General features: G+C 46.6%; 21 protein-coding genes. 6 read left to right on the top strand and 15 right to left on the bottom strand.

The features are described from left to right. Nucleotides 1-67 precede the first annotated feature (67 nt). The 3 genes from GK108_RS06235 to GK108_RS06225 all read left to right on the top strand — a co-directional run bounded on the left by GK108_RS06235 (nt 68) and on the right by GK108_RS06225 (nt 3,582). Entirely contained in the window at nt 68-1,765 is a 1,698-nt protein-coding gene (locus tag GK108_RS06235; protein WP_212592744.1) for a tetratricopeptide repeat protein, read from the top strand. Between the two features lie 986 nt (nt 1,766-2,751). Next, nucleotides 2,752-3,288 (top strand): hypothetical protein, encoded by a 537-nt coding sequence (locus GK108_RS06230; protein ID WP_163944500.1) that lies wholly within the window; start codon nt 2,752-2,754, stop codon nt 3,286-3,288. A 54-nt stretch (nt 3,289-3,342) separates the two neighbouring features. Then, the gene (locus tag GK108_RS06225) at nt 3,343-3,582 is read left to right on the top strand and encodes a hypothetical protein (protein ID WP_163944497.1); all 240 of its coding nucleotides are present in this window, start codon (nt 3,343-3,345) and stop codon (nt 3,580-3,582) included. Between the two features lie 333 nt (nt 3,583-3,915). Here the strand turns inward: GK108_RS06225 and GK108_RS06220 are convergent, their stop codons facing one another. The 5 genes from GK108_RS06220 to pgi all read right to left on the bottom strand — a co-directional run bounded on the left by GK108_RS06220 (nt 3,916) and on the right by pgi (nt 8,872). Then, the gene (locus GK108_RS06220) at nt 3,916-4,467 is read right to left on the bottom strand and encodes an NADPH-dependent FMN reductase (RefSeq protein ID WP_163944494.1); all 552 of its coding nucleotides are present in this window, start codon (nt 4,465-4,467) and stop codon (nt 3,916-3,918) included. Beyond that, a complete protein-coding gene (locus tag GK108_RS06215; RefSeq protein WP_163944491.1) occupies nt 4,464-5,030 on the bottom strand; it encodes a precorrin-2 dehydrogenase/sirohydrochlorin ferrochelatase family protein in 567 nt (188 codons plus the stop codon). Before GK108_RS06215 ends, GK108_RS06220 begins: the two co-directional genes overlap by 4 nt. A 131-nt stretch (nt 5,031-5,161) precedes the next feature. After that, the gene (locus GK108_RS06210; protein ID WP_163944489.1) at nt 5,162-6,049 is read right to left on the bottom strand and encodes a porin family protein; all 888 of its coding nucleotides are present in this window, start codon (nt 6,047-6,049) and stop codon (nt 5,162-5,164) included. A 162-nt stretch (nt 6,050-6,211) separates the two neighbouring features. Then, entirely contained in the window at nt 6,212-7,057 is an 846-nt protein-coding gene (locus tag GK108_RS06205) for a PorT family protein (protein WP_246224726.1), read from the bottom strand. A gap of 159 nt (nt 7,058-7,216) precedes the next feature. Then, a complete protein-coding gene (gene pgi / locus GK108_RS06200) occupies nt 7,217-8,872 on the bottom strand; it encodes a glucose-6-phosphate isomerase (RefSeq protein ID WP_163944487.1) in 1,656 nt (551 codons plus the stop codon). A 233-nt stretch (nt 8,873-9,105) separates the two neighbouring features. On the opposite strand from pgi, the gene GK108_RS06195 reads away from it, so the two are divergent. Further along, a complete protein-coding gene (locus tag GK108_RS06195) occupies nt 9,106-9,954 on the top strand; it encodes a 2OG-Fe(II) oxygenase (protein WP_163944485.1) in 849 nt (282 codons plus the stop codon). A gap of 131 nt (nt 9,955-10,085) precedes the next feature. Continuing rightward, entirely contained in the window at nt 10,086-11,750 is a 1,665-nt protein-coding gene (locus tag GK108_RS06190; RefSeq protein WP_163944483.1) for an ArnT family glycosyltransferase, read from the top strand. A gap of 44 nt (nt 11,751-11,794) precedes the next feature. On the opposite strand, the gene GK108_RS06185 is transcribed toward GK108_RS06190, so the two are convergent. The 5 genes from GK108_RS06185 to GK108_RS06165 all read right to left on the bottom strand — a co-directional run bounded on the left by GK108_RS06185 (nt 11,795) and on the right by GK108_RS06165 (nt 16,088). Further along, nucleotides 11,795-12,568 (bottom strand): glycoside hydrolase family 25 protein, encoded by a 774-nt coding sequence (locus GK108_RS06185; protein WP_212592743.1) that lies wholly within the window; start codon nt 12,566-12,568, stop codon nt 11,795-11,797. A 111-nt stretch (nt 12,569-12,679) separates the two neighbouring features. Continuing rightward, entirely contained in the window at nt 12,680-12,925 is a 246-nt protein-coding gene (locus GK108_RS06180; protein WP_163944481.1) for a hypothetical protein, read from the bottom strand. A 159-nt stretch (nt 12,926-13,084) separates the two neighbouring features. Beyond that, nucleotides 13,085-13,720 (bottom strand): peroxiredoxin, encoded by a 636-nt coding sequence (locus GK108_RS06175; RefSeq protein ID WP_163944479.1) that lies wholly within the window; start codon nt 13,718-13,720, stop codon nt 13,085-13,087. A gap of 156 nt (nt 13,721-13,876) precedes the next feature. Beyond that, nucleotides 13,877-14,518: a response regulator transcription factor gene (locus GK108_RS06170; protein ID WP_163945442.1), complete on the bottom strand. Its 642-nt coding sequence runs from the start codon at nt 14,516-14,518 to the stop codon at nt 13,877-13,879. A gap of 4 nt (nt 14,519-14,522) precedes the next feature. After that, nucleotides 14,523-16,088, bottom strand: a complete 1,566-nt coding sequence (locus GK108_RS06165; RefSeq protein ID WP_246224725.1) for a sensor histidine kinase — start codon at nt 16,086-16,088, stop codon at nt 14,523-14,525. A 67-nt stretch (nt 16,089-16,155) separates the two neighbouring features. On the opposite strand from GK108_RS06165, the gene GK108_RS06160 reads away from it, so the two are divergent. Then, nucleotides 16,156-16,656 carry a DUF3299 domain-containing protein gene (locus GK108_RS06160; protein ID WP_163944476.1) on the top strand — a complete coding sequence of 167 codons (501 nt, stop codon included), beginning with the start codon at nt 16,156-16,158 and terminating at the stop codon, nt 16,654-16,656. 83 nt (nt 16,657-16,739) lie between these two features. Here GK108_RS06160 and GK108_RS06155 read toward each other — a convergent pair whose 3' ends face one another. From GK108_RS06155 to GK108_RS06135, 5 genes are all read right to left on the bottom strand, one after another. After that, on the bottom strand, nt 16,740-17,177 hold the full coding sequence (locus tag GK108_RS06155) for a response regulator (protein ID WP_246224724.1): 438 nt from the start codon (nt 17,175-17,177) through the stop codon (nt 16,740-16,742). 143 nt (nt 17,178-17,320) lie between these two features. Further along, nucleotides 17,321-18,748, bottom strand: coding sequence for an efflux transporter outer membrane subunit (locus GK108_RS06150; protein ID WP_163944473.1), 1,428 nt, complete (start codon nt 18,746-18,748; stop codon nt 17,321-17,323). Nucleotides 18,749-18,750: 2 nt separating this feature from the next. Next, nucleotides 18,751-21,933 carry an efflux RND transporter permease subunit gene (locus GK108_RS06145; protein ID WP_163944471.1) on the bottom strand — a complete coding sequence of 1,061 codons (3,183 nt, stop codon included), beginning with the start codon at nt 21,931-21,933 and terminating at the stop codon, nt 18,751-18,753. A 67-nt stretch (nt 21,934-22,000) separates the two neighbouring features. Further along, the gene (locus tag GK108_RS06140; protein ID WP_163944468.1) at nt 22,001-23,164 is read right to left on the bottom strand and encodes an efflux RND transporter periplasmic adaptor subunit; all 1,164 of its coding nucleotides are present in this window, start codon (nt 23,162-23,164) and stop codon (nt 22,001-22,003) included. A gap of 387 nt (nt 23,165-23,551) precedes the next feature. Beyond that, nucleotides 23,552-24,532: a type I phosphomannose isomerase catalytic subunit gene (locus tag GK108_RS06135; RefSeq protein ID WP_163944464.1), complete on the bottom strand. Its 981-nt coding sequence runs from the start codon at nt 24,530-24,532 to the stop codon at nt 23,552-23,554. Nucleotides 24,533-24,578 lie beyond the last annotated feature (46 nt).

Raw genomic sequence — 24,578 nt, 5'->3', positions numbered from 1 at the left:
CATCGACTTTCTCCAGGATTGGTCCAGGATGATGCTACCACTTTTGTGACATCTTCCAGCAAACAACATGAAAGGTCTTCTACTGTTCCTTCTCGGCCCCATTCTTTTAGCAACGGCCTTACTTGTTAACGTAGAGCCCAGGCCATCCGGCAACGTAACCAGCAGCATCGCCATGTGCGGATCTAGTGCCAGTAGCTCTGTTACGTCAATGAGCAACGGGAAGTTTATTGGCCCGCTGCCGGGCTGGGGAAATTATTCGTACAACATATCGACCCGGCAGGATAGCGCGCAGTTCTATTTCGATCAGGGACTAACGATGTATTATAGCTACCACATGAAAGAAGCTATGGCCTCTTTCAAAGAAGCGGCTCGTATTGATAGCACCTGCGCCATGGCCTGGTGGGGACAGGCACTGGCTGGTGGACCTTATTACAATGCGGCTCATACCTACAAAGTCCCGGCTGATATGCCAGCAATTCTGGCTCGAATGAATGAAACAAGCCGGAGTGCCAGCCCGAAAGAGAAAAAACTGATTGAAGTGATGAATACACGCTACTCGGCCGATCCAACTGATAGCGAACGGGCTAAACTTAATCAGGCCTATGCCACAGCGACTAAACAACTGATTGCTGAATTTGACGACCCCGACACGAAAATGTTGTATGTAGACGCTATCATGCTGATTCATGCCTGGGATTTCTGGAATACGGATGGTACGCCCAAAACCTGGACCCAGGAAGTCGTCGATTTAAGTAAATCGGTGCTTGATCGATTCCCCGATCATCCGGCCGCCCTGCATTACCATATTCACCTGACCGAAGCATCAAAAAACCCGCAGGTTGCGCTGGCCAACGCCGACAAGCTCAAAAATCTGTTTCCGGGCGTAGCGCACATGGTTCACATGGCTAGTCACGAATACCAACGTAACGGTCTTTTTCCGCAGGGCGTTCTCGTTAATGACCTCGCCGATAAGAATCTTCTGCTCTATGATTCGCTGGCTTCTCATCTGGGATTAGTGAAACACTCGCCCCATTATTTTGCGGTGCAGACGTATTGTGCGTTAACGGGCGGGATGTATGAAACCGGCCTGGCCGATGCGCTACGTTGCCGACAATCGGTATCCCCTACCGCCGATTCGCCCTATGATCAATACCTGTATATGTTGCCATCGCTGACGCTCGTCAGACTTGGAAAATGGAACGAGGTGCTACGTACTGAAAAGCCCGATAATGGCTGGGCGTATGCGTCGCTGCTCGATCATTTCGCGCGAGGCATGGCATTTGTAGGCACCGGTAAAATCGCTGAAGCAGAGCAGCAATTAAAAGGGCTACGTAGTCGTCTTTCCGATCCAGTTCTTGAGAAACGGCGTATTCCGTTCAACTCGTTTCAGCCAATGGCCCACATTGCCGACCATATTCTGGAAGCGTCTATTCTATTCCACTCAAAAAAACAGGATCAGGCAGTAGCCAGCCTTGAAAAAGCTATCAGCCTAGACGATCAGCTCATCTATACAGAACCCGCCGACTGGCCCTTGCCACCCCGACAGTTTCTGGGGGCTTATTTGCTGACAATGAAAAAGATGAAAGACGCTGAAGCCGTATACCGGCAGGATCTGGTTCACAATCCCGGCAACGGCTGGTCGACGGTGGGCCTTCATAAGGTGCTACGTCTACAAGGCAAGAAGACCGAGCTGCCCCTTCTTGAGAAAGGGTACAAATCAGCCTTTGCCAGAGCGGAACAGATACCGACCGCGTCGGTTTACTAAATCACGACCCAAGCAAACGACGTAGTGGTTTAGCTAGACTGGTTAGTGGGCTGTATTTTGGTGAATAAATCAGGTGATGACTTTTATGGTCTTTGATACAACTGCATCCTTACAATAATTTGTAGATTCTCTGGACTCGTTGAATAACTAAGCATATATTTTTCAATGGAAGACCGAAACTTAGTCAAATTGCCGTTGCCTCAATAGGAGTTAAATGCAACTAACTGACCGTAAGGAGCTAATCCTGCTGCATAGCCCCTAATCAAAACGGTTGTGGGTTGGTAAGTAGGAATGTCCTTCAGTCGATTAGCAATATCATATAAGGATAATACGTAACGCTTTCTGTTTTGTAGATCATCAATCACCAAACCATCTCGGTACTTTCCAGTCAGGTAAACATCAGCATTATTAACCGTGCTTGTAAGCAAGTCCTGTTGCTTTTCTCGATCTAGAATAAATTCGTAAACTGGTATTTTACCCTGAATAACCTTGGCCGTATACTACCATGTGGCTCCAATTTAATCACCACTTTCCCATGATTAACTATCAGATTGCGGTTAGGATCAACCCACTGATTTTGGGTAGCCTTTAAAGCTTGTTCAGCATCTTTCTGGCACCCTGACAAGACGAGAGTCAATGAAGATACGATTGTAAATAAGGCCGTTTTAGAAACAGTCAGTACAGACTTCATAATTGAAATATCCAACGAGTTTGTTAAACCACTACAATATAACTATAAAAATTGCAATACAACTATAAAAATAGTTTACTATTACATAAGTGGCTTTACGGAAAGAAATCACTGCCAGATCTATTGAACTTTTCCGATTCGATCAACACGAAATCCACGAGTAGCAACGAGTTTATTTGAAATATCAATTATATAAACTGTACCCCATGTTCTATACCTAAACTTATTTGAAAGAAAATTAGCCTAGACTTATGAAATCAACCATATTCCTAAACCTTACTAGAAAACTATAGACATGAGAATTATTCTTGCAGTTGTACTAATCCTTAGTCAACCACATCTCCCGGTAGGCTTTATTGAAGATATAGCTACTAGGCACAGGAGGAATCATCGTTTCTTAATTATTGTACCTGTCGTGGACAAAAATAAGTCGATCAGTATTTGTGTCAACAATACTAGTCTGTATGAGTTTGTTTATAAGCCTAATTTTGTACACACATATCCAAGTTTCGAAAAATTTCTTACTCTTGTTCTTGAAAAAAAAATACTGGTTCAGAGAAAATACATTCCTGATGTTCTTTTTTTGCCTATTAATCCACAATCTAAAGTTCTAGGCTTTTACAAAAAATATGGTTTTGCCGCTACAAAAAAGAAATATCTACGCTTCTCTAGTGGCCATTTGATTAGCCGTTCAGGCCTTTCAGATACACTTGATAGAAATGAAGTCTTCAACCTGTATAAGATTATGTTTGAACATGGCTATTACAGCGATTTTGACGATTATGTAGGTATCCACATTTTTTTCACCCCCGATCAGTTAAATAAGCTGTAGCTCGCCGACTGGCCTCTGCCACCCCGGCAGTTTCTGGGGGCTTATTTGCTGACAATGAAAAAAATGAAAGAAGCCGAAGCCGTATACTGGCAGGATCTGGTTCATAATCCCGGCAATGGCTGGTCGATGGTGGGCCTTCATAAGGTGCTACGTCTGATTGAAACCATCAAAATTATAAAAGGCCCAAGTGCTGAGCACCTTCAAGTAACTTTTCACTCTGATAACCTACTGAAAGACTTTCTTCTTACTCTTAAGCCTGAGGTTAGCATTATCTGGGGGACCACTTATGAATAGTTTAAAAACTATTTTGTAAGTGAATTATTTGAGGGGACTAAAAAATCAGAAAATTAGCCAAGCAGTGGAGATTATAATTAAATACAAATCGACTCTACCATTTGACATCCTTTTCTGACCCAAGCCATTAAGCCATTCCTAAATTTCTGGCTCTTCTGTGACATAGTTAAGTAACTGCTAAGTAAGGAAAGCCAATAGATGCTACTGATACCCAAAACGAGTCTTAATCGATGGTACGTTTAATATAGCCATTCGATGAAGAAAGAGCTTGCGATTTGTAGTCTAACATTTTGGTTGTAATATATTCACATGAAGTATTAGACTACAGATACCTTAACTCGCCACTGCTCCTGCCAAAGCATCAAGAACCGATTTTAATTGACTGACTAATACTTCATCAGCTAAAATTCCAGCTTCGTCAAGGGACCGCCCTGGAATAGCGATGGTTGGTGAAGCTTCTGGAATCACAATCGCCATCATCACTGTTAGTGTTTCAATCATTGCCTTATGCGCAAATAACGAGCGTGGAGAGGCATTGATCAACCCGATAGGTTTATTCATCAATTCCGCACTGCTGACCAACCAGTCGAGGGCGTTTTTCATAACACCAGAAACGCCATGAGCATACTCGGGGCTACAGATCAAAACAGCATCAGCCGCTTTTATTTCTGCCCGAAAATCATCCACTGATACGTCTACCTGTTCCCCATCGAAATCAGGATTGAAGGGAGGTATGGAGCCTAATTTTTCATAAAGATTCACACTTACCCCAATGGGAGCTAATTGAGAAATTACGCGAAGTACACGCGTGTTGGTAGACGTTTGCCGCAAACTACCAGATATAGCCAGAATGTTCACGAGTTTTTTAGGCGAAGATATGCTCATTTCAACACTTTTGTGATTTCGTTCAGCTTTTCCATTTTCTGAACAAAATCGCCCTTTAGCTGATTGCGAATGGCGGTTAAATTGTCGAGAGTTTCCTGTAAACTATCAGGCAATAGTTCTTCCAGAACTTCGCGAAACCGCTTGGCAAACGTTGGCGATTTACCATTGGTTGAAATCGCTATTTTTAGATCTCCTTTTTTAACCACCGAACTCAGGTAAAAATCGCACAGATCGGGTGTGTCGGCCACATTGACCAGAATGCGACGTGTTTTGCAATCCTGCTGCACCTGCCGATTAACGTCTTTGTTATTCGTCCCGACAATAACCAGATCTTTATCGGCTAGAAACAGTTCGTGGTAGGGTTCCTGAATCAGCTCCATCCGGGGATGTTGCCGGGCCAGTTCCTGAATCTCGGATCGGATTTCGGGGGCAACCAGCGTAACCCGCGTATTGGGCGCATTGGCCAGCAAGGCGTTTGCTTTCTCCAGCCCTACATAACCTCCACCGACAATCAGTACGTGCAGGTTTTCGGTCTTAACAAAAATGGGGAACAGTGTATTCATAGAAGTTACCAATCAACAGGCCATATTTTCATACTGGTAAACTTACAAACAGGCAATTCAATTAGGAAGGGGTTATAGGCCATATCTTCAAGATATGGCCTATAACCCCTTCCTAATTGAATTGTAGACCCTTAAAACTTCACTCCCAGATTAACACCCAGAATCCGGCGTTTTGTGTTGCTCACGTTGTTAAGCACATCGGCAAATCCGTAGTGGTACACAAAATCCAGAAACAACGGACCCGCATCGAAGCCGATGTTAGCCAGGCCGTTAATGGTTGCTGCCGCAAAGTCGCTCTGAGAAAAATTGAATGCGTTATTGTTTACGCCCAGCGGTGCCGCATACTCAGCCCCAATCTGAAGACGGACCCCTGATATTCCCCGATCCGACTGGGCTAACTTCACACCAATGTAGGCTGGTACGTGGATGTATTTCTGATCGACGTTCGACGTAATGTCACTAACCGTACTACCATCGCCCGCCTGATAAAAATCAGAACTTGAGGTTAAGTATTCAGCGCCAATCTGCCCAAATACGCGGCCTCCACCGCGTACAAAAAAGCCGAGCTGATAGCCTAAACGACCACTCAGGCTATTGCCCTGAACGTCTTCTCCTTCAAAACGGGTCGAGTTGGCTCCTCCGTAAAGGCCAAACGTAAAATTTTTGTAATTCTCCCGATGCTCTCTACGCTCTTCAACAGCAATACTCTGGCGGCCATCTTCGTAGCCTTCATCATAGGCTTTGCTTAAATCCCGCTCGTCGAACATCCGACCGTAGTTACGGTTGTTTCCCATCCGATCCATGTACCGATTGTCGTATCGGCGGTTGTCGTCGTTACGTCGGTTATAGTCCCGGCGCTCTTCGATGTCCCGGTCAAAAGAACGTTCGTCACGACGGGAAGGACGGTAATCCCGATAGTCGCGATCATAGCGATCATTGTAGGAATTCTGCTGACCAAATGCCAGACCGGCACTGCATACTCCGGCCACTACCAATGCTTTGTTTACTAGTTTTCTCATAACGTGTTGAGTTGAAGACCGTCGGTCTATATATGTCCTACAACTATGTAGCCTTATTGAATGTTTTGCTTATTTACACCCGACGGTCTAATTAGCAACTATATGTTTCCATAAAAAAGCCGCTCTGGCTAGGAGCGGCTCGTTCATTGATGAACCAATCAGTTAAAAACGGAATCCCAGGTTAACCGCAAAGATTCGGCGTTTTGTGTCGGCATTTTCGAATACATTCTGAAGACCGTGGTTATACACAGCATCTAATGTGAGAGGTCCAAGATTGATACCAGCACCAGCCAGTCCGTTCAGAATCGTCCGGTTCAGATCGTCTTTCCCCAGATTAAAGTTGTTGTTACCAACCGCTACCAGCGATGCCAGCTCGGCACCAACCTGTAAACGTAAACCCAGAGTACCACCGATACGTACCCCTACATAAGCAGGAATAGCGATGAAGTGCTGATCGATTTTGCCCCGAACCTCATCAGAGACTGAACCTGGCGTTGTTCCCTGACCTGTACGGATAAGGTTCGACGTTGAATTCCGATACTCCAGACCTAACTGTCCGAAAATTGTGCCACCGGTCCGTCCGTAAAGACCAGCCTGCCAACCTACCCGGTAGGCGTTGTCAGGAACAACTTCGTTCACAAAGCGAGAGAAATTAACCCCAGCATAAATACCGAATTTCCCGGTTTTGCCCCATTCTTTATCTTTTTTGGGTTCTGCGCTATACGTTTCGGTTGTTGTTGTTGTAGTGGTTGCCGAACTGTTATAGCTGTTCGTCGATGGCGTTACTGAATAGGTGCTGTTACGATTCATATTCGACGCACTGTCTGTCGACATAGTCGTTGGCGTAGATGAATAGGCGTTGTTCGACGTAGCAGTAGTATCAGTAACCGGAGTAGCGCTGTACGTAGACGTAGTTGTCGTCGTTGACGTAGTGTTTGTGTTCATCTGGGCGTTTGCCAGATCTACACTCAATAGGCAGGCAGCCAGCAGTGTAAGCTGAGTTTTCATTGTTTTCTTTGTATAGCGTTGAGTTGTACTAAAAAAGGGTGTAACCGAAGCTACACCCCATAAACAGAGCAGTTACGAACAATGTTTTTAGATTATTCTAATTTTTTTTTCATCCCACATTATCTATGTATATCATAGGATAAAAAAATACCAGTGTCGTTATTCACTACGTAATTTTTTATAGGCATTGATCAAACCGTTGGTCGAGCTATCGTGCGAACTTACTGGCGCATCATCCTGCAACTCGGGTAAAATGCGGCTTGCCAGCTGTTTACCCAGCTCAACGCCCCACTGATCGAAGCTATAAATATCCCAGATAACGCCCTGTGTGAAGATCTTATGCTCATAGAGCGCAATCAGGCTACCCAGGGTGCGGGGCGTCAGCTTTTTGAACAGAATCGAATTGGTTGGGCGATTACCAGAAAACTCTTTAAACGGCGTAAGGAACGTAATTTCTTCTTCGCTCTTCCCTGATTTGCGTAACTCCTCGGCAGCCTCTTCTGCTGTTTTGCCATTCATGAGGGCCTCGGTCTGCGCAAAGAAGTTGGCTAATAAAATTTTATGATGTTCGCCAATGGGCCGCTGGCTGATTGCCGGTGCCAGAAAATCGCAGGGAATAAGCTTGGTTCCCTGGTGAATAAGCTGGTAGAAGGCATGCTGTCCGTTGGTACCAGGCTCACCCCAGATAATAGGCCCAGTTTGGTAATCGACGGGCTTCCCTTCACGATCGACTGACTTCCCGTTACTTTCCATATCGCCCTGCTGAAAATAAGCCGCAAAGCGATGTAGATACTGGTCATAAGGTAGAATCGCTTCCGTTTGCGCTCCGAAGAAATTGTTATACCAGATACCGACAAGGGCCAATATAACCGGCAGACTCTCTTCAGCAGGCGTATCGCGGAAATGAAGATCCATTGCATGGCCACCTTCCAGCAATTCCTCAAAATTATCGAATCCAATATAGAGCGCGATTGACAGACCAATGGCTGACCAGAGCGAATAACGGCCACCAACCCAGTCCCAGAAGCCGAACATGTTGGCGGGATCGATCCCGAATTTTTCTACTGCTGCCTGGTTGGTCGACAGGGCCGCAAAATGTTTGGCAATGGCCGCTTCGTCGTTGGCTGTATCCAGGAACCATTGCCTCGCAGTTTGGGCATTGGTCATTGTTTCCTGCGTTGTGAAGGTTTTCGACGCAATCAGGAATAACGTAGTCTCCGGTTTAACGTTCTGGAGCGTTTCATAGATATGAACGCCGTCTACGTTCGATACGAAATGAACCCGCAGGTTTGGACTAGCGTACGGTTTTAGTGCTTCTGTTACCATAACCGGTCCCAGGTCTGAACCGCCGATACCGATGTTCACGATATCCGTAATCGCTTCGCCCGTATAGCCTTTCCACTCGCCAGACCGTACCCGATCCGAAAACTCTTTCATGTGCGCCAGGACTTCATTCACATCCGGCATTACGTCCTGACCATCAACGAGTATGGGCGTATTTGAACGATTACGTAATGCTACGTGTAAAACGGCCCGATCTTCGGTTCGGTTGATTTTATCCCCTGCAAACATCTTACCGATTGCTTCTGTCAATCCTGCCTGTTCAGCCAGTTGCAACAGCAGCGTAAACGTCTCGTCGGTAATACGATTTTTCGAAAAATCGAGCAGGATATCGTCAAACTGCCGGGTAAACTTCGGAAAACGTTCCGGGTCTTCTGCGAACAAATCGCGAAGGTGCCGATTTTTCAGAGCATCATAATGAGCCTGTAACTGATCATAAGCCGGAAGGCTGGTAAATCGATGGTTCGGAAGCATATACAGTTTTCAGTTTTTGAGTTTTTGAGTTATAGTTTTCAGTTTATGAGTTTACAGTGGCTGGCACAAAATAGTAGTGACGCGCAGCCACTGTAAACTGTAAACTCATAAACTGAAAACTCACAAACGTAAAACTCCTTTTGCCGTCGCGAATATCGTATTTCCAACGCAATCTTTTTGTGCATAAAACGGTTTCCTTATGAACAGCCCAATTAACAACATACCTTTGTGGCATGAATACGACCAGGACCGATACGCTCTTTGACTATGAACGCTGGCAGGAATCCCTGTCAGACGACGCTAAACGGTATCAACAAAACCAGCCATACCCACACATCGCGCTCGAAAACTTTCTGGAACCCTGGGCTGCCGAGAAAGCACTGGCCTCATTTCCGGCAGTAGGTGATGCAGGTTGGATTCACTACGTTCACGTCAACGAGAAGAAGCACGGTCTGAATAAAATGGATTTGCTGCCATCAGCTATCCAGGACGTTATTCGCGAGATGAATTCGCCCCGTTTTGTAGCTTATTTAAGTAAGATAACAGGCATTCCAAACCTCATTCCTGATGACTCGCTGGAAGGAGGTGGTCTTCACCAGTCGAAACGGAACGGATTTCTCAACGTTCATGCGGATTTCACGGTTCACCCACACAAACGAAACTGGCGTCGGCGGGTGAATCTGCTTATATACCTCAATCACGACTGGAAGCCCGAATATCGCGGTGATCTTGAACTTTGGGATCGTCAGATGAAAGGTGTCGTGCAAAAAATTGCGCCTATTTTTAACCGTTGCGTTATTTTTAACACCGATGAAGATTCTTATCACGGTCTTCCCGACCCGATTCTTTGCCCGGACGATATGACCCGGAAATCAATTGCTCTTTACTATTTTACCGAAGAAGCCGTTACGCCTACGCTCCGGGCTACCAATTATAAGGCCCGCCCAGAGGATGGTGCCAAGGCTATTCTGATCTGGCTGGACAAGAAAATGGTGGCGGCTTATACGACCGTCAAACGGACGCTGGGCATCGACGATGCTTTTATCAGTAACATCCTTAATCGGCTGAGTGGCAAGAAATAATCCCCGTTCCAGTTCGTTTTCATGGCACTACATTAGTCAATGAACGAACGAATAACGGTGGGGCCTCAAACATTTTTCTTTACTTTTACAGCCCTGTTCACGCTTGTGAGCAGGGCTTTTTTGTGTTACGTATGAATCAAAAACTCTTTTATTCGCTCCTATTCGCAGTAGTTGGCGCTCTGCTATTTATTCCCTTCCTCGGGGGCGTCCGGCTGTTTGACTGGGACGAAATCAATTTTGCTGAATGCTCCCGCGAAATGGTTGTTCTGGGCGACTACCTACGGGTCCATGTTGACTTTAAACCATTCTACGAAAAACCGCCGTTCTTCTTCTGGTGCCAGTCACTGATGATGAACATCTTCGGTACGAACGAATTTGCGGCTCGGTTGCCGAATGCTATTTGTGGTATCATTACGTTAATTTATCTCTATAATCTCGGCGCAAAACTTCACGGGCATCGGTTTGGGCTTATCTGGTCACTGGCTTATTTAGGATCAGTTACCCCGCATCTCTATTTCCGTTCGGGCATCATCGACCCTTTCTTTAATCTGTTTATTTTTATTGGGCTGGTCAACCTGATTTTTGCGTCCTGGAAACGAGAAGGCACTGCCAGTAGTATGTTGCTACCCCGAGGGGTTTGGGGTTATTTGTTCATTGGTGGTTTTATACTGGGTATGGGTATTAACACCAAAGGCCCGGTAGCCTATCTAATCGTCTGTCTGACGCTGGGGGTTTACTGGATTTTAAGCCGTTTCCGCTGGTTCATTACACCCATTCAGTTCATATTCTATTCCATAGCCGCTACGTTAGTTTCGGTGGCCTGGTATGGCCTGGAAACGTTTCTGCACGGTCCGGTATTTATCACCGAGTTTTTGAAATATAATTTCCGTCTGTTCAGTACGCCCGATGCAGGCCATTCGGGTTTTCCAGCTTATCACTTTATCATCTTACTCATTGGTTGTTTCCCGGCCTCCATTTTTGCATTACGGGCATTTGCGCCGATGATGATCGAGCGAAATTACCAACGCGAATTCCGTCGGTGGATGATGATTTTGTTCTGGGTGGTTTTGATTTTGTTCAGTATCGTGCAATCCAAAATTGTGCACTATTCGTCCATGTGTTATTTCCCATTGACGTATTTGGCAACGATAACCCTAACCCAGCTGGAGTCGAACAAAATCCGCTTCAATAACTGGTTCCGGGCCGGACTCATCAGTATTGGGGGCGTTTATATTCTGGCCACGATAGCCTTACCAATCCTGGCCCATCGTATGGACCTCGTGAAATCGTTTGCCGATCAGGATGCGTTTACGCAAGCCAATCTGGACGCTAGAATTAACTGGACAGGTTGGGAGGTGCTGCCGGGAATCTGGCTACTGATTGTTCTTGTCTTAAGTCTGATCTGGTTTAGCCAACGCCAGACCGAGCGCGCCATTGTGGCTTTGTTTGGCGGTATGGCCGTATTTATTACGTTAACACTTTGGTTTTTCATTGGCCGGATCGAAGGTATCTCGCAGGATGCAGCCATGCGCTTTTTTGAGAAGGCACAGGGACAGGATGTATACGTAAAAGCGTACGGTTATCGAAGCTACGGGCCGTTCTTTTATACGCAAAAACCAGCCGTAACGAATCCTAATTATTACGACGAAGACTGGCTCTTACGCGGCAAGATTGATAAAGATGTCTGGTTCATCAAGAAGAACGTCGAAACGCATACAGCCCTTGATTCGCTACCCGACGTTAAGAAAACGGGAGAAGAAAATGGCTTCGTTTTCTACGTCCGAAAAGCGAAATAACCAGCTTCTGGTGTTTGTTTATAGGGAGCTGGTACGTCTGCTTCCTATAAACAAATCTCCTGCATTCGGTTTTCGTCCATGACGAAAACATTGAAATCGACCTGTCCTTTAATGCCCTTCACCCAACCATTCTGGCTGTGCTGCCACAAGTACAGCTGATCAGGATCGTAAGCCCGTAAATGCTTGGTCGAATAGTCGGCAATCCAGAGCGGATAATCGTCCAGATTTCCTTTAATGTATCGTTTGTATAGATTGCCGTTTGTATAAATGATCGGCCGAACATTGTAATGGGCTTCTATCGTTTGAAGCCAAAGTCGCAGTCCTTCAATAATGGTTTCGTCCGACTGGCCATTTGTCACTTCAAAATCTACGACCGGCGCAAAATCGCCCGACGATAACTCAACGCGACGAATGAAATTCTTAGCCTGTTTAATCGGATCGCGAGTTGGGTGATAGAAATGGTAAGCGCCCCGCCGAAGATTTGATTTTTTGGCCTCCCGCCAGTTTTTATCGAAATGTTTGTCGGACATGGTAGCGCCTTCGGTGGCTTTCACAAACACAAACTGTAAGCGCACGCCTTCCGCTTCCATCTGTCGGACATCTTTCCAGTTTATTCGATCATTATGCCGCGATACGTCGATACCATGAATGCCATAGCGCATAGGCAATCGAATGCCAAACGCCCGAACGTATCGCCAGTCCATATCATCGTGCCGATACGCTCTGAAGACCCAGTAACCGACTAGTAACACCATACCTATGGAAATCCAGATACCATATCGCCGAAAAATGATGTTGGCCAGAACGCGGGTTTTCATGAAGTAATAACTCGTTTTTCAAGCCGAAAAATACAGCTTTCTCGCCGAATATATCGAACATAAAAAAGCCCTCCACCAGTGTAGAGGGCGAGTCTTGTTCAGTACGACAGACTAATCGTGGCCTTCAAGCTTAACGAGCTTGTTATAGATTCCCAGAAGCAGGAACGGCGCTGCCCATTGGCCTACAAATAAGCTACGATTCTTGCTTCCCTGATATTGTAATACTAAGGATACGGCCATTGAGCCTAACGCAGACCACAGAAATATGTCGGATGGGAGCTTGGCTGTCTGCTCTTCAATGGCAGTTGCTACTGGCCCTTCTGTGTGCTCGGGATTAGAATTTTTGTTGGTTGCCATAACGTTGATTTATTTGGTTAATAACGCAATCGTAACAGGCTGTTACCAATCTTTGTTTGTTTTCTTCCAAACTAGTGAGGGGCTGGTACTCAGCCAGAACGTAACACAACGTTTCTGGCTGAGTACCAGCCCCTCATCGTCTATTCTGACAACCAGCGATTATTTGTTAGGCTGTGGAGTTGTCCGTAAATACGGTTTTACGAACGTAACGCCTTTAGGGAATTTCGACTCAAGTTGATCGTTCGGTACGGCTGGCGTTACAATAACATCATCGCCTTCCTGCCAGTCAGCGGGTGTAGCCACCTGATAGTCGGCCGTCAATTGTAGCGAGTCAATCACCCGAATCAATTCATTAAAGTTACGGCCAGTCGATGCTGGGTAAGTCAGCGTCAATTTGATTTTTTTATCGGGTCCAATCACAAAAACCGAACGTACCGTGGCTTTTTCGCTGGCATTCGGGTGAATCATGTCGTAGAGCGTTGCTACGTTGCGGTCGGGATCGGCAATGATTGGGAAATTCACTTCCGAGCCTGTTACGTCCTTAATATCGGGAGTCCAACGGTTGTGCGAATCCAGATCATCGACCGATACGGCAATAACTTTCACATTACGCTTACCGAATTCGTCTTTCAGTAAAGCGGTTCTTCCTAACTCAGTGGTGCAGACGGGCGTAAAGTCGGCGGGATGAGAAAATAGCATTCCCCAGGAATTTCCTAACCACTCGTGAAAATGAATATGGCCTTGTGTAGTATCAGCCTCAAAATCGGGTGCGATATCTCCTAAGCGAAGTGACATAATACAAACGGGTTTTGTTTAGTAATCCTATCTACTTAATGTAGTATTATTGAAAATGTAAAACCGGCGTGTTAGACCGGTTTTATGTGGCAAACGTAGAAAAGTTTTTTCAAGTTCGCAATGACCAGAAAGCGGCTCTGAAACGAAAACTGTTTTTTAGATCAGCTTTTCTTCAACAGCTATACGAACCAGTTCGGCCGCATTACGTACCTGAAGTCGGCGCATCATGTTGGCCCGGTGGTTATCGACCGTACGAACGCTCAACTGAAGTCGCTCGGCAATTTCGCGGCTGCTCATCCCATCGACCAGAAACTGTAAAATCTCTTTTTCTTTATTCGAAAGCCGCGAAGGCTGTACTTCACGTCCGCCTTGTTTAGAACCTTTTTTCAGTTGCTGCATGTAGCCACTTAAGATAATGGAAGCTACTGGCGAGCTATAGTATTTTTCACCCGCTGCAATCATCCGAATGGCCTTAATCATTTCATCAGACGATGAATCTTTAAGGATATACCCATAAGCTCCCGCTTCGACCGAACGAAGAATATAATCTTCGTTATTATGCATGGACAGCATCAGAACACGTACATTCTTGTAGAGCCGGGTTACGACCTGCGTTGTTTGTATACCCGACATTCCTGGCAACGAAATATCCATTAGAATCACGTCGGGCTGATGAGATTTTAATTTTTCGAGAGCCTCTTCGCCATCATTGGCTTCGTCGATAATTTCCAGTCCTTCGGCTTGTTCCAGTAAAAGCCGAATTCCATCGCGGACAATCGAGTGATCATCCACTAGCATTAATTTAATTGGCATCATAATGAACGGATTGCATCTGATAGGGTATACTAATTTGTATCCGGGTACCTTTTCCGGGCACTGAATCAATTCTCAATTTCCCATCCAGCAAATTGGCCCGCTCCTGCATGTTATGTAATCCCTGCGAAGGAGCACGCCCATTTTTTGCTGGCCGGGGAACGGCCTTACGCTGACTTATCGGATTAAAACCCCGACCATTGTCGGTCACGATTAAGTGAATATATTTTTCTCGCTCAATCAACTCAATGTGAATATGTGATGGGCTGGCATGGCGTACTGCATTACTAACGGCTTCCTGGGTGATGCGGTACAGCATGATTTCGATGTTTTTATCTAAACGAGCATCACCGGCTGCAAGGTTCGATTCAAATGTTACGTCCAGTTCGTCGCTACGGTCATTTTCGGCCAGCATCTTAATAGCTGGAACAATCCCAAAGTCACTTAACACCGTAGGCATCAGATTGTTAGAGATTGTTCGGGTTTCCTGGATAGTTTGGGTAACAAGTTTTTTAAGATTAGCAATATTTTTACTGTACGCGGCTAACCCGGCCGTTTCCGAATCGGCGGATGCCCGTTTCAGGCCCGCTTCCAGTCCTTCAATCTGTAATTTAAGAGCGGTTAGCATCTGGCCCAGCCCGTCGTGGAGTTCGCGGGAGAGCCTTTTTCGTTCATCCTCCTGCCCGGCCATGAGATAAGACGTCCGAAGCTTTTGTTCATCCATTTCCTGCTGATGCTGCAGCCGGGTGGCCTCAAACAGTTGCTGTCGGGTTTCGCTGAGCGACTTATTCAGATTCAGCAGTTGTTTATTAGCGATACTGGCCTTCTGCTCAGCTTCGACCAATTGGGCGATGGTTTGTTTCAGTCGGCGGGTGGCTGGCTTGAAAATAAGCAGGCCAATACCTAACAAAACTGCAATGGATGTCAGATAGATGTAAAACTCAATCTCTTCCAGTCGGGCAAGTTGATTTCTAAGCTCACTTGTATGCTGCCTGACAATAGCGTCTATTTCTTCCAGAAATGGTTTCTCGTTATCCAGCAATAGCTGTAAACTGGCCTGATAGTCAGGTAAAGAAGCATCTGCTGGCTGCTGCATGCTTAACAGCTTACTGATGCTACGTTGAAAAGCCATAAACTCAGGAGCGATTCCATTATAAAGCCGCTGCACGGGTTTCGAGTTAGGAATTATTACGTTATGGTCTTTAACTCGCCCGGCCCGGCCTTCGGTATGATACAGCTCAAAGGTTTGGAAAATCTGGCGCAATTCAGCCAGGTTCTGCCTGAAATGCTTCGGGTCATTTCCATCGGTCAGTTGCAGGGCCTGTTTAACAATTTGCTGACTTTGATGCCGCTGCAATGCTTCGTAACGAATAATCCAGAGTTCGTCCTGTACGGTCCGCAATCGCCATTGCGTGAGAATCTGGCTGCCCGTCAGTAGTACCGCCAGAATAGAAAACAACGTTATATACAGGCGAGTAAACCGAAATGGAATCGCCTGGTCATTTTTTGTGTTATCGTTGAGTAGTTCGGACAAGGTCGGAATGATCGAAGCCAAAAGATTGAGTAAATGTAGTAAATTTCGTAGTTTTACATCACACTTATCACATACTGTGCCCAACGCCATGAATCGCCTACTCATTGCTTTGCTATTCGGCAGTTTTGCAGCCTTCTCCTTTCGTCCGCTGGAGCCTCTGAGCCCAGGTAGTGGCCATGTTCCATCTAAAACGTCGGCTGCTGCTGAGCCTGTAAAACTATCGTGGGAGGTCTTGCGCGATGTTACGTTTAAGAAAAAGTGGTACGCTGAAGAATCCGTCTATATGCTTTACCCAACATTTGGGCAGGGCATCCAAAAGCTGAATGGTAAGACCGTTGAGCTAACGGGTTACGTATTACCGGTCGATCTGGAATCAAATTTATACGTACTGTCGGCGTTTCCTTATAGCGCCTGTTTCTTCTGCGGTGGTGCCGGTCCCGAATCGGTTGTATCGCTGAAGTTCAAAAAAGCGGGTAAGAAATTTAAAACCGACGAACGCCGGACTTTCCACGGTACGCTGAAACTGAATGCCGATAACATTTATGAGCTCAACTATATTCTGGCCGATGCTGAAATGGTAGAGCAATAATTGATTGTCATAGATTTACAATACGAAGCCCGACAAGTTTTCAATTTGTCGGGCTTCGTATTGTATTAATCTTGTCACTACGTCTATTTCTCATGTCTGACATCCATGAGCGTAACCGTTTCGTACCAGTACGCCCGCAGATTTGTCAGATATGTTTTCCAGTCAGCATAACTAAAAGGCTTTGTCGTAAAAGATGAAGCCCCATAGAAATAAGCTCTTTCTACGAGTTTCTGGGTTTTATTGGCGGACAAAATCACGGCTGGAATTAATCGCCCTTTCGGATGAGCCCGCAGCAGAGCCAGGAAATCCAAGCCATCGACTTTGTCCTGCAGATCAATATCCAGTAAAATGAGTCGGGGACCTCTGCCTTCTAAATCATCGATATACGTTTTGGCATCTTCAAAACTGGCAATCTGAGTAAATACGGCTTCCGAAAAGCATGTCTCTCCGGCTTTTCTCAGCACATCGACCAGCAATGGATCATCGTCAACCAGTAGGATAGGAAAGCGTTGTTTCATCATAGCTATCAAGAGTGAATATCACTGTAGCCATAAAAAACAGGCTATATAAGCATGTATGCTCTTGTTTAACAAATATAGAATTCTCTTCTCTATACTCCTATCGTATTTGTATGCCAAACAATACGGAATTGCTAAAATAAAACTTATTTCCAGCCGCCACCCAGCGCCCGGTACATCTCAACCATAGCCCCGAGTCGCTGACGTTTAAGATCGGCCAACGTTAATTCGGCCTGAAGTGAGTTGCTTTGTGCCGTAATAACTTCCAGATAAGTAGCCATGCCACCACGAAACAACAACCTGGCATTATTGATCGCCCCCTGCAGTGTCTGAACTCTGGACGTAGCAACCCGTTCCTGCTCCTGCAATTTCTCAACGCGAACCATCGCATTAGCCACCTCTTTTACGGCCACCGATAAACGTTGCTGAAACTGAATCTGTGCGGCATCTCGCTGAATGTCGGCAACTTCCACCTGAGTTTTCAACTGGCGTCGTAGAAAAACAGGTTGTGTTAACCCAGCGGCCAGATTGTAAAACAACGAATTAGGCAAAGCAAACCAGTTAGCAGCCTGAAACGAGTTCAAGCCTACGCTACCCGTAATGGTTAGCGCCGGATATAAGTTTGCTTTGGCAACTCCGGCTCTGGCATTGGCAACAACCAGTCCCAGTTCGCTGGCCCGTACGTCGGGCCGGTTAGACAGCAATTGGGCCGGAACACCTGTCAGCAACGTATCAGCAATTGGATAGGTTGTTAGTCGGCTTCCCCGCGCTACGTTACCAGGCCATCCACCCAGCAATTGCCGAATGCCGTTCTGTTCGATAACCAGCGCCTGCTCCAGTTGCGACCGCAGCAGATCGGCCGTTTGCCGCTGGGCTTCTGCCTGCTGAACGGCCAGTTCCGTTACGTCGCCAGCCTGTTTTTGCAATCGAACCAGTTTCACAATAGTATCGCCCAACGCCAGATTTCGGTTGGCTACGTCCAGCTGAGCATCCAGCAGCAATACGTTAAAATAGCCCGTTGCTACATTAGCGACCAAATCGGTACGAACTGCTTTGGCGGCTTCCTCCGTTTGCAGGAAACTGGCTATTGTCGCTTCATTCTGTCGGCGGATACGCCCCCAGATGTCCAGCTCCCACGATAAAGCCAGATTAGCCGAAAAGTCTTCCAGGTGGCGCGTGCCAATAAAGTTCTCTAAACTCAGCCCGTTCAAACTATTCCGGGAAGGTGTTACCGTTGATCCTGTGATTTGGGCATTCACGGAAGGCAGCAAGGCGTATCGGGTTTGCCGGACGTAGGCCTGGTTTTCTTCGATACGTTTGATGGCCAGTTGCAGATCAAAATTACTGATAAGCGCCTGCCCAATTAGATTCTGTAACTCGGTGTCCCGAAAAAAGGCCCGCCAGGGTATTTGCGCACTGGTTACCGTATCAGAAACGACTCGCTGGCTGTATTGCTCCGGCAGGTTTGCGTTAGGCCGCTGGTAGTTCTGCCCTACTTTACAGCCTGAAAAAATAAGGGCAAGCGCAAGAATACCTATGTAAAGGCGATACGACGAAAAAAACGTTCGCTGCATGATTAATTACGATTTATCGGATTATCGGCAAAGGCTTCTTCAGACAGTGCTTTCCGTTCTTCGGCCGTTTTAGGCCGGCTGATTTTTTCCTGAATTCCCTGAAAAATGACAAACAGAACCGGGATGATAAATAACCCCAGCATAACACCCGTTAACATACCTCCGGCTGTGCCAATGCTAATAGAGTGATTTCCTTTCGCCGATGCCCCCGTAGCACTCATTAATGGTACTAACCCAACAATAAAGGCAAACGAAGTCATCAGAATAGGGCGGAGACGAAGTTTGGCCGCTTCCAGCGAAGATGCCAGCAAACCCATACCGGCACGACGACGCTGGATGGCGTATTCGATAATCAGGATGGCATTTTTAGCCAATAACCCGATCAGCATAATTAGCCCAACCTGCACATAAATATTGTTGTCGATACCGGCCAGATTGATGAATAGAAAAACGCCCAGAATCCCCGTCGGAATAGACAACAATACTGCCCAGGGCAGGATATAGCTCTCATACTGAGCCGCTAACAGGAAGTAGACAAACACCAGACTTAGCCCAAAAATCAGGCTCGACTGCCCACCGGCCGCAATCTCTTCACGCGTCATACCCGTCCATTCGTAGGTATAGCCAACGGGTAATTTTTGTTTGGCCACTTCCTCAACCGCCCGAATGGCATCGCCCGTACTATACCCCGGTTTGGCCTGACCATTGATCATTACGGACGTAAAGAGGTTATTTCGGGTAATCGACTCCGGTCCATACACACGCTTTAACGTAACGAACGTAGTCATCGGAACCATTTCGCCCATCGCATTTCGTACGTACACACTATTCATCGACGACGGATCGGCCCGATACGGCGCATCGGCCTGGGCAATGACGCGATAGAATTTACCGAAACGGTTAAAATCAGACGCGAACGTACTGCCGTAATACACCTGCATAGTTTGCAGAATATCGCTGGTTGAAACCCCTAGTTGCTTGGCTTTTTTTACGTCCAGTTCAATTTCGAACTGGGGCGTTTCGGTATCGAATGTTGTAAAAGCAGCCGCTATTTCCGGGCGTTTCTGTAACTCGCCGATAAACGCATTGGCAGTCTTACTGAGTTTATCGAGTTTGCCGCCTGTCCGATCCTGCAACAGGAGTTCGAAGCCATCCACATTGCTAAAACCGGGTACCGTTGGCATGGTAAATACATCAACACGCCCCTCAACAATACCAGCCACTTTCTGACTAACCATGTCAACTACCTGCTGGAGGTCCTTTACATCGCCCCGGTCTTCGTAAGGCTTCATTTTCACAAACCCAGCGGCATAGGAAGGGCTCACCGAGTTAGCAATCATGTTGAACCCGCTGATTTCGATATGCTGTTCAACCGCCTGCGTCTTGTGCAGAATACCTTCTATTTTATCCGCAACTTTCTTGGTACGCTGCAAGGAAGCACCCGCCGGAAGCTTCAGCGAATAGGCAATAAATCCCTGATCTTCAGAAGGAATAAACCCGGTTGGCGTTGTCCGCATCAGATAGACCGTAACAGCACCCACCAAAGCCAACCCGCTCAGACCAACCAATTTATGACGTATTAAAAACCGAAGACTTCCCAGGTATTTATTGGTCATGGATGTAAATCCGGCATTGAACGCGTCAAAGAAGCGATTCAGGAAGCCTTTCTTCGTGTGATGGCCATCGGCATGCGTATTTTTCAGTAGTAGCGCACACAGGGCTGGACTCAATGTCAGCGCATTGACCGCCGAAATCAGGATAGCAATCGCCAGTGTAAACGCGAACTGCTGGTAAAATACGCCCGCCGGTCCGTTCATGAATCCAACCGGCACAAACACAGCCGCCATCACCAACGTAATGGAAACGATAGCGCCCGAAATCTCCTGCATAGATCGTAACGTAGCGGTTCGGGCCGACTGCCTGCTTTTTTCCATTTTAGCGTGAACGGCTTCGACCACCACGATGGCATCATCGACTACAATACCAATGGCGAGTACCAGCGCAAAGAGCGTCAGCAGGTTGATGGTAAACCCAAACAACTGCATGAAGAAGAACGTACCGACAATAGCCACCGGCACCGCAATAGCTGGAATAAGCGTCGAACGAAAATCCTGTAAAAACAGGAATACGACAATAAATACCAGTATAAACGCTTCAATCAGAGTATGGGTTACCTGATCGATCGATTCGTCGAGGAATGTTTTTGTGCTATAACCGATCGTATAATTAATGCCTTTAGGAAACGCGGTTGCCGCTTTATCCATGATAGCCAGAATAGCCACCTGAATATCGTTGGCGTTTGATCCGGCCATTTGGTTAACCGCAATTCCAACGCTGGGCCGTCCGTTCACTCGGGTGTCGCCACTATACGTAAACGACCCGAATTCAATGCGTGCTACGTCTTTCAGAAGAATAGTAGACCCATCGGCATTTGCTTTCAGAACGATGTTTTCGTACTCTTCGGGCTGATTCAGTTTGCCTTTGTATTTGATTACGTATTCGAACGCTTCCTGGCTGTTTTCGCCAATTTTTCCCGGTGCGGCTTCCAGATTCTGTTCGCGAATGGCCCCCAAAACCTCCTGCGGAGACATACCATAGGCTACCAGCCGATCCGGTTTTAACCAGATACGCATGGAATAATCTTTTACCCCAAACACCATGACCTGCCCAACTCCGTTAACCCGCTGTAATTCAGGAATCAGGTTAATTTTGGCGTAGTTCTGCAAAAACGTTTCATCATATACATCCTCATTACTATTCAGGTTGAGGATCATAATCATGCTGTTTTGTTGCTTCTGGGTCGAAATACCCGCCTGAATAACCTCGGCAGGCAACAAGCTGGTGGCTTTCGCTACGCGGTTCTGTACGTTCACCGCTGCCAGATCGGGGTTGGTACCGAGTTTGAAATAAACGTTAATCGCTACCGACCCATCGTTTCCCGACGATGATGTCATGTACGTCATGTTTTCGACCCCATTGATGGCTTCTTCGAGCGGAGTTGCCACCGAACGCGCTACTACCTCGGCATTGGCACCCGGATACGATGCCGCTACCTGAACGCTGGGCGGGGCAATTTCGGGAAACTGCGTAACGGGCAGCGTCACCAGCGATATTACGCCTAGTATGACCAGTAGAATCGAAATAACTGTGGCCAGAACAGGACGTTCAATAAATAGTTTGAGCATGATTGTAGAGAAGCATTTCAATATGAGGAATGCTCATACCGAAACCCATTGACTTTGTTGACTGATCTTATAGCGTCTCTGCTACGTGGCTACTATCCGTAGCCATTGGCTTTGGGGCAATGACATCGCCATCGCGCAAACGGTCCAGCCCGTCATGAACAATACGGTCGCCGGGCTGTATGCCCTTCGAAATCAGGTAATAGTTGCCGCTTTTCCCCACAATCTGCAGTGGCTTGCTAACGACTTTATTACTGTCTGCTAGGGCAAAAACGAACACTCGGTCCTGACGCTCAAACGTTGCCTCCTGAGGCACCAACACAACCGACGAATGATGCTCTGGAATACGGACGCGGCCGGTTATTCCGGAACGTAACAAACCCAGTGAATTCGGAAAAACGGCCCGAAAACTGATGGCGCCCATCGTCTTGTCAAATTGCCCGGAAACCATTTCTACGTGCCCTTTCTGGGCATAGGCTTTTCCGTCGGCCAGAATCAGATCCACAGCAGGTAATTTCCTGATCTTATCGGCCATACTCCCTCCCGACGCCTGTTGCGTGAACCGGAGAAAATCGACCTCACTCATTGAGAAATACGCATAAATTTCCTGTACGTCTGATACGGTAGTCAATGGCTGAACCTCCGAGCGTCCAACCAAACTGCCCGCTTTGTAAGGCAAACGACCAATGAAACCACTAACCGGCGCTTTGATAAGGGTTCTATCCAGATTGACGTTGGCATTACCCAGCATTGATTTGGCCTGCTCAACATTCGCTTTGGCCGCAGCATAGGCCGATTGAGCAGCTTTCAGTTGTACGTCCGACACAACATTATTCTCAACCAGCGGTGTCAGTCGAGTCACCTCCAGAGCCGCTTTTTCCAGGTTCGCTTTGGCCGATAACAACGTAGCATCGGCATTACCGACCTGCTCACGATACGTCCGGGTATCGATCCGAAACAGGGGTTGCCCTTTGCGGACTGAAGCCCCTTCATCGACATATATTTTTTCCAGGTAGCCCTCCACCTGCGGCCGAATATCAACATTGACACGACCTTCAAGCGTTGCCGCAAACTCCTGATACGTAGTGACTGACGATTGTTTGACCTGAACAACGGGCAGAGCAGGAACCTCTGTTGCCGCCTGATTCTGAGTCTGTTCTGACGAACAACTTAACAAACTGGTGGCGAGGAAGACAGCAGCAAACGTTGGGCTATAGTGAACTTGAGAGAACATAGTATATAAGGTAGTGCATAAGCTCCGCCCTAGAATTGGCCCTACACCTACAAAAGCCGGAATACCTTTAGCAGACCAGCGAAGCTCGTTCAGTAAACCGGCATTTGAATTGACTCGTTCCCAATAAAACGGCCTGACTTTTCGCTCATCAGGTGCGGACCAATCTCCGACTTAAGCCTTCTGACAGTCTGGCCGTTTGACCATTTCGTATTAAAACTCAATTAAATCGCTGTAAATTAGGCGACTAAAAATCAAAAATCGCGGACAAGAGTTTAGTAAACTCTTGTCCGCGATCTGCTCCGATTGGGCGTATTATTTTTTTAAGAATTTTAAAAATAAGCTATTGCTGTCGTCGTCATCCAAGCCGATCATACAGCCTACACCTCTTTATGGTACGTATGTTTCCAGAACGGTCATCGATCCATCGGGCACTAGCGTTACGTTGTTTACTGATGCTGGAATGAGCGCACACTGACCCATTTTGAGCGGTACGCTATACCCACCCGCTGCTTCAATCGTTAACGAACCGCCTACACATATCAGAATCACAAACGAATCGATGTGGCTATAGTCGTGTTCAACTTCCTGCTCAAAATTTAATACGTTCGTAACAAAGTAGTTGCTCGTTACGGCATTGACACTCTCGTTGAGCTTTTTCTCGTACTGCGTTTTATAATGATCGTAATGTTGATAATCGATAGCGTCTACGGCAAGATCTGTATGCAGTTCACGTTTCTGGCCTGTGGTAGCATCTACCCGATCGAAATCATAAATACGATACGTAGTGTCGGAAGTTTGCTGAATTTCGGCCAGTAGCAACCCCTTTCCGATATAATGAACCCGACCAGCTGGCAAAAAGAACACATCGCCGGGCTGAGCTGGCTCAATATTCAGAATATCCTGAATGGTATTATCAGCCACGGCCTGTACGTACTCTTCCTTCGTTACCTCCCGATTAAACCCGGAATTTAGCTTAGCACCTTCGTCGGCCTGCATGATATACCACATCTCGGTTTTTCCAAAGCCACTATTCCGTTTAGCAGCCAGCGCATCGTCGGGATGGACCTGAATCGACAGATCGTCGTTGGCATCAATAAACTTAATCAGTAGCGGAAATCGATTGCCGTATTGGTCATATACGTGTTTGCCAACCAGTTCCTCTTTGTATTGCTCAACCAGTTCACGTAACGTTTTACCCTGCAGGCTTCCCTCCTTCACAACCGATACGTTCCCCTCAACATCAGATACTTCCCAGGTTTCCCCACAATTCGGTAGTGGTGAAAAATCTTTCCCAAGAATGGTATTTATCTTCTGGCCACCCCAGATTTTATCTTTATAAATTGTCTCGAATGTAAGAGGGTATAACATAATGAAGGAATCTTATATCGTCGTGTATGTTCAACTAACCGCCAAA

The sequence above is a fragment of the Spirosoma terrae genome, assembly GCF_010435915.1.
GTDB classification, from domain to species: Bacteria; Bacteroidota; Bacteroidia; order Cytophagales; family Spirosomataceae; genus Spirosoma; species Spirosoma terrae.
The sequence above is the reverse complement of the archived record's forward strand: the minus strand, read 5'-3'. Positions and strand labels throughout refer to the sequence as shown.

Excerpts from the sequence above, each read along its gene's own strand:
- GK108_RS06235 (WP_212592744.1), top strand. The coding sequence starts at position 68 with ATGAAAGGTCTTCTACTGTTCCTTCTCGGCCCCATTCTTTTAGCAACG.
- GK108_RS06230 (WP_163944500.1), top strand. The coding sequence starts at position 2,752 with ATGAGAATTATTCTTGCAGTTGTACTAATCCTTAGTCAACCACATCTC.
- GK108_RS06225 (WP_163944497.1), top strand. The coding sequence starts at position 3,343 with ATGAAAAAAATGAAAGAAGCCGAAGCCGTATACTGGCAGGATCTGGTT.
- GK108_RS06220 (WP_163944494.1), bottom strand. The coding sequence starts at position 4,467 with ATGAGCATATCTTCGCCTAAAAAACTCGTGAACATTCTGGCTATATCT.
- GK108_RS06215 (WP_163944491.1), bottom strand. The coding sequence starts at position 5,030 with ATGAATACACTGTTCCCCATTTTTGTTAAGACCGAAAACCTGCACGTA.
- GK108_RS06210 (WP_163944489.1), bottom strand. The coding sequence starts at position 6,049 with ATGAGAAAACTAGTAAACAAAGCATTGGTAGTGGCCGGAGTATGCAGT.
- GK108_RS06205 (WP_246224726.1), bottom strand. The coding sequence starts at position 7,057 with ATGAAAACTCAGCTTACACTGCTGGCTGCCTGCCTATTGAGTGTAGAT.
- pgi (WP_163944487.1), bottom strand. The coding sequence starts at position 8,872 with ATGCTTCCGAACCATCGATTTACCAGCCTTCCGGCTTATGATCAGTTA.
- GK108_RS06195 (WP_163944485.1), top strand. The coding sequence starts at position 9,106 with ATGAATACGACCAGGACCGATACGCTCTTTGACTATGAACGCTGGCAG.
- GK108_RS06190 (WP_163944483.1), top strand. The coding sequence starts at position 10,086 with ATGAATCAAAAACTCTTTTATTCGCTCCTATTCGCAGTAGTTGGCGCT.
- GK108_RS06185 (WP_212592743.1), bottom strand. The coding sequence starts at position 12,568 with ATGAAAACCCGCGTTCTGGCCAACATCATTTTTCGGCGATATGGTATC.
- GK108_RS06180 (WP_163944481.1), bottom strand. The coding sequence starts at position 12,925 with ATGGCAACCAACAAAAATTCTAATCCCGAGCACACAGAAGGGCCAGTA.
- GK108_RS06175 (WP_163944479.1), bottom strand. The coding sequence starts at position 13,720 with ATGTCACTTCGCTTAGGAGATATCGCACCCGATTTTGAGGCTGATACT.
- GK108_RS06170 (WP_163945442.1), bottom strand. The coding sequence starts at position 14,518 with ATGCTAGTGGATGATCACTCGATTGTCCGCGATGGAATTCGGCTTTTA.
- GK108_RS06160 (WP_163944476.1), top strand. The coding sequence starts at position 16,156 with ATGAATCGCCTACTCATTGCTTTGCTATTCGGCAGTTTTGCAGCCTTC.
- GK108_RS06155 (WP_246224724.1), bottom strand. The coding sequence starts at position 17,177 with ATGATGAAACAACGCTTTCCTATCCTACTGGTTGACGATGATCCATTG.
- GK108_RS06150 (WP_163944473.1), bottom strand. The coding sequence starts at position 18,748 with ATGCAGCGAACGTTTTTTTCGTCGTATCGCCTTTACATAGGTATTCTT.
- GK108_RS06145 (WP_163944471.1), bottom strand. The coding sequence starts at position 21,933 with ATGCTCAAACTATTTATTGAACGTCCTGTTCTGGCCACAGTTATTTCG.
- GK108_RS06140 (WP_163944468.1), bottom strand. The coding sequence starts at position 23,164 with ATGTTCTCTCAAGTTCACTATAGCCCAACGTTTGCTGCTGTCTTCCTC.
- GK108_RS06135 (WP_163944464.1), bottom strand. The coding sequence starts at position 24,532 with ATGTTATACCCTCTTACATTCGAGACAATTTATAAAGATAAAATCTGG.